3 protein-coding genes are annotated in these 4888 nt (G+C 62.4%); 1 reads left to right on the top strand and 2 read right to left on the bottom strand.

Annotated elements, in window-relative coordinates; translation table 11 throughout:
- Positions 1-1341, top strand: a 1341-nt coding sequence (locus M3436_19295) for a hypothetical protein (GenBank protein ID MDQ3566135.1), incomplete at its 5' end; no start/stop codon positions are given.
- On the opposite strand, the gene M3436_19290 is transcribed toward M3436_19295, so the two are convergent.
- On the bottom strand, positions 1330-4422 hold the full coding sequence (locus tag M3436_19290) for an efflux RND transporter permease subunit (protein MDQ3566134.1): 3093 nt from the start codon (positions 4420-4422) through the stop codon (positions 1330-1332). The two genes, M3436_19295 and M3436_19290, sit on opposite strands and share 12 nt — an antisense overlap.
- 7 nt (positions 4423-4429) lie before the next feature.
- Positions 4430-4888: efflux RND transporter periplasmic adaptor subunit (locus tag M3436_19285; protein ID MDQ3566133.1), on the bottom strand; the 459-nt coding region annotated here is incomplete at its 5' end.

The following is a 4888-nucleotide window of genomic DNA, read 5'->3' as shown; positions in this document are numbered from 1 at the left end:
TTCTTACCCACGCAGCGGCCGCTGACCGTTCCGGCGTGGCGCAACGAGCTATCCGGAAAGGACTGGCATGGTATCGCTTATGTGATCCGACCTGAATCAGAGCAAGTGGCCAAGCCGCGTGAAGATATCGAGGCACTACGAGCCCAGGAAGATCACAAGCGGCACGCTGCGGAACGCACCAACGAAGAGGAGCGGACCGTCAAGAAGCTCCTCGACCTCGCGCGCACCGCCATAAACGAACACCATCTGCAGACGGCTCAGACCAGGCTCGATGAGACCGCCGGAATCGCACCGAAATCGGAAGCCGTAGCCAACCTTCACGACGAGCTCAAGGCGCGCGAGACCGCGGTCGTACAGCAACGCCTCGTGGAAGAGACGCGGCACCTACAGGCCGAAGAGACCGCGAACAAGTTAGTTGCGCTTGACCGCGGTCGGACGGGCAACCCGGCACGGCCTGCCGTTGCAGGGAGGGGGGACGGGAAAATTGAGAGCATCCCGGCGTTAGATCCGTCATTACAACCGGCGGATGTTCCGGTGAACACTCCGATAACGAACGACCGAGTAAGGAGCGCGGTCGATCCCTCCAATGAAACGGCGGGCGGCAGTCCCCCCGAACGGGGGGTGCGACGACGGCACCGCGGCAAGTGGCTCGGGTACTCTGCCGCGATCGCAGGGATAGTGGGTCTGGGGTTCTCCTTGGCGTGGATGCGTCCGGGTTCGTTTGCTATCCTTTACGATGCCGCAGACGAATGGCTTTCAGGGAACCTCTTTCGCGAGGATGCAACCGAAACCATACCCAAGCCGGCGGCCCAAGTACTCGCACCGGAGCGGCTCGCGCCGGAGAGTCGGGCACCAGGCCGTGAGGATCCAGCCGGAGAGCCCACCCTTTTCCAACCGCGCTTGGATCAGGAGCAATGGGACGCGGCTCGGGCCCGGCTCGATGAGGCCGCCGGAAATGCACCGGAATCGGAAACCGTAGCCGGCCTTCGCGACGAGCTCGAGGCGCGCGAGACCAGGCAAGTATCGATCCGAGAGGCCGCCCCCTCGCGCGTTCGTGTGAGACCGGGCGAGACCGTGCGGTTTTATACCGAGTATTCTCTAACCCTTCCGGCGAGCGACAAGGAAGCTCATGTGAAAGCCACCTGGGTGTTGCTGAGAGACGGCCGGAAGATCGGGCGAGAAGGTATCGACAATCGATACGCAAGGGCAGGCATCAATACCGCGCTAACCGAGCTGACATTACCCCCCCGGACCGCATCCGGGCAATACACCGTCGAGCATCGGGTGCAGGTGGGTGATAGCTTCGCTGTGGCGCACTCGCATTTTGTCCTAGCGCAGTAATGCGGCCCTGGCCTCCGCGTCATACACGGTTGCGGCGGCGGGCGTGGAGCGCTGGCGGGCGAGCAGCGTATAGGCCGTCGGGATCACGAACAGGGTCAGCAGCGTCCCGAGCGACAATCCGCCGACGATAACCCAGCCGATGGGTTGGCGGCTCTCGGCACCGGCGCCTACCGCCAAAGCCAATGGCGCGGCGCCGAGGATCATCGCGAAGGTGGTCATCAGGATCGGCCGTAACCGCAACCCCGCCGCCTCGATCACGGCATCGAGCCTAGCGTGCCCCCGGCCCTGAAGCTGGTTAGCGAACTCCACGATCAAGATACCGTTCTTCGTTATAAGCCCGACCAACATCACCAATCCGATCTGGCTGTACACGTTGAGCGTGCCGCCGGAGGCCTTGAGCGCCAACAGCGCGCCGGCGACGGCAAGCGGTACGGTCAAGAGGATGATCAAGGGATCGATAAAGCTCTCGAATTGAGCCGCCAAGACGAGGTAAATGAATATTAGCGCCAAGCCAAAGGTCGTATACAAGGTCGTGCTGGACTCACGAAACTCCCGTGATTGCCCGTCAAGATCGGTACGTGCCGCCGGCGGCAAAACTTCCTTGGCCGCCTCTTCCAGGAACCGTAGCCCATCGCCTAATGAATATCCGGGAGCTATGCCGGCGCTTATAATTGCCGCGCGCCGCCGATTGAAGTGATTGAGCGCCACCGGAGCGACGGTCTCCGTCACGGCAACCACGTTGTCGAGCTGCACCAACTGGCCGGCCCCGCCGCGCACATAGATCGACGTCAGATCGTCCGGCGTTCTACGCTCGGCATCCGCGACTTTGACGATGACGTCGTACTGCTCTCCCTCCCGCTTGAAGCGCGTGATCTGGCGGCCGCCGAGGAGAGTTTCGAGCGTACGGCCGATCTCCGCCACCTCGACGCCGACGTCCGCCGCCTTGTCGCGGTTGACCGCTATCCGCAACTGAGGTTTGTTAAGCTTAAGATCAACGTCAAGATTCACGAGCCCAGCAAACTGCTGCGCTTTGTTGACGAGGGCATCCACCAAGGTTTGCAGCTCGGCATAGGAATTCGCCTGTACCACGAGTTGCACCGGCCGGCTGGCAAAGCCTTGGCCGAGCGAAGGGGGATTGCTCGGGAACGCCAAGACGCCAGGCAAGGAAAAGAGCTTGGGCTGAAGTGCCGCCGCAATTTCCTGCTGGCCGAGCGTGCGTTCCGACCACGGCTTGAGGTTAATAAAGGCCAAGGCCGAGTTGACCGGATTGGGCCGCTGGAGGCCCGGGGCGACGACCATGAAATACCCCTTCACCTCGGGGATCTCGCTGAGAATGTCCTCGATCCGTCGCGCATAGCGGTCGGTGTAGGCCATCGTAGCGCCTTCCGGGGCGCTGACGCTAGCGATGATGATGGATCGATCCTCAATCGGCGCGAGTTCCGATTTGAGTTCGGTAAACAGAACCGCGCTCATGGCCGCGACGGCAAGCACCCCAAGCAAGATCATCCACCTGTGCCTCAATGCCGCGGTTAGAACCTTGCGATAGGCCAGCGTCAGACTCGCCAACCAGCGCTCGGAAGCCGTATATATCCAGCCGTGCGCCGACCGGGCCACGAGCATCTTGGAGCACATCATCGGCGTCAAGCTCAAGGCCACGAACCCTGAGACGATCACGGCCGCCGATACCGCCAAGGCGAATTCCCGAAACAACCTGCCGGTGTTGCCGCTCATATACGCGAGCGGGGCAAAGACGGTGGCAAGCGTCAAGGTCATCGCGATCACCGCGAAGGCGATCTCGCGGCTGCCCTCGAACGCCGCCTTCATCGGCGCCACACCCTGTTCGATACGGCGATAGATGTTCTCCAGCATGACGATGGCATCATCGACGACCAATCCAATGGCCAGAACGAGCGCTAGCAAGGTGAGCACATTGACCGTGAACCCGAAGGCATAGATAAAGATAAAGGCCCCGATGAGCGACACCGGGATAGTGACGAACGGAATGATCGTCGCGCGCACCGAACGCAGAAACACGAAGGTCACCGCCAGGACCAGCAGCAAAGCCTGCCCCAACGTGGAAAACACCTCTTCGATCGAGCGTTCTATGAACAGCGCGCTGTCAAAGGCCACACGCAGTTGCATTCCGGGCGGCAGGCTGGCGGTGATCGCGGGCAGCTCGCTCTTAACCGCTTGCGCCACCTCCAGGGTATTGGCGGTGGATTGCTTGACAACCCCGAGCCCCACGGCCGGCTTCCCGTTAACGCGCACGGCGTTGCGATCATCCTCCGCGCCGAGCTCGGCGCGCCCAACGTCCCGCAAGCGCACCGGGTAACCATCGACCTCACGGATAATCAGTTGATTGAACTGCTCGGGCGTGCGTAAATCTGACTCGGTCAGTACCGAGAATTCGCGCTCGCGGCTCTCGATGCGGCCCGCCGGGATCTCGACATTGCGTTGATTCAAGGCGTCTTCGATATCCTGGGGCGATAACTCGTAGCCCGCGAGCCGCGCCCGGTTCAGCCAGATCCGCATGGCATAGCGGCGCTCTCCGCCGATGATGATGCTGGCGACGCCCCGCAATGATTGCAACCGATCCGCGACATAACGATCGGCGAAATCGGTGATCTCGAGCGCCGTGTGCCGATCGCTGAAAAACGCCAGCCAGATAATGGCTTGGTTATCCGCATCGACCTTCGAGATAACAGGTTCATCCACTTCGCGCGGGAGCTGATCGCGCGCCCGTGAAACTCTGTCTCGCACATCGGCCGCCGCGGCATCCGGATCGCGATCGGGTTGGAAGGTGATACTGATCTGGCTGACCTCCTCGCGGCTGACGGATTTTAAGGTTTTGATTCCCTCAAGGCCCGCGACCGAATCCTCGATCGGCCGGGTGACTTGGCTTTCGATGACTTCGCTCGAGGCGCCTGGGTAGACGGTGCGCACCGTCATCGCCGGCGCATCGATGTCGGGATACTCGCGCACGGGCAAGCGCTCGTAAGCCATGAGCCCCAGCAACACCACCACCAGGCTCATGACCGTGGCCAGCACGGGACGGCGGATCGAGAGATCGGAGAGGACCACGGGAAAGCTACCCGGCGGCTGGCTCGGCGCCGCGGGTGTCGGACCAGTCCGTGGCTTCTATCGGGACGCCGTCCTGGAGCTTGGCGTAGCCCTCCGTCACGACGATGTCGCTCACCTCTAGGCCCGCGGTGATTTCGACCTCTCCGGGGACACGCGTTCCGGTGGTGACCTGGGTCAGCACGGCTTTACCGCCGACCGCGCGATATACGAACTGGCCGCTTGCCATCGGCACCAGGGCCTGTTCCGGCACCCACAACGCGTCCTCCCGCACCGACAGGATGAGGCTGGCGCGGGCGAACATGCCGGGCCGTAACTTGAGGTGCTGATTGGGGATGCGGCCCCGGACCCGCAGGCTACGGGAGGCTTCATCGACGCGCGGGTCGACGGCGTAGATCTCACCCTCGAAGACAGCCTCCGGGAAAGCTTCGACTTCAACGACGATCCGCTGGGCCGGCCGCACCTGAGC

The sequence above is a fragment of the Pseudomonadota bacterium genome (assembly GCA_030859565.1).
Lineage (GTDB): Bacteria > Pseudomonadota > Gammaproteobacteria > JACCXJ01 > JACCXJ01 > USCg-Taylor.
The sequence above is the reverse complement of the archived record's forward strand: the minus strand, read 5'-3'. Positions and strand labels throughout refer to the sequence as shown.